The sequence below is a fragment of the Actinoplanes sp. DH11 genome, from assembly GCF_020873875.1.
In the GTDB taxonomy this organism is placed as follows: Bacteria; Actinomycetota; Actinomycetes; order Mycobacteriales; family Micromonosporaceae; genus Actinoplanes.
Genome location: NZ_JAHWGU010000243.1, coordinates 1 through 233 on the forward strand (window position 1 = coordinate 1; position 233 = coordinate 233).

The 233-nt window shown below is 67.4% G+C and carries 1 protein-coding gene; it reads left to right on the forward strand.

The features are described from left to right. Positions 1 to 49: 49 nt before the first annotated feature. The coding region (locus LPA41_RS43955) for a hypothetical protein (protein WP_229077051.1) at positions 50 to 233 on the forward strand (184 nt) is incomplete at its 3' end.

Below are 233 nucleotides of genomic sequence, written 5' to 3' on the forward strand. Positions count from 1 at the left end.
GGGTCCGGGCGTTGAGGTGCCGGGGGAGTCGGTGCGGGTGCCGGGTCCGGTGCCGTGGCTGGTTTCTGCGAAGTCGCCGGAGGCGTTGGCGGCGCAGGTGCAGCGTTTGGCCGTGTTGGATGCTGATCCTGTTGATGTCGGGTTCTCGTTGGCTACGACGCGGGCGTTGTTGCCGTATCGGGCTGTGGTGACTGATGTGTCCGCGCCGTTGGATGTCGTGCGGGTGGCTGACG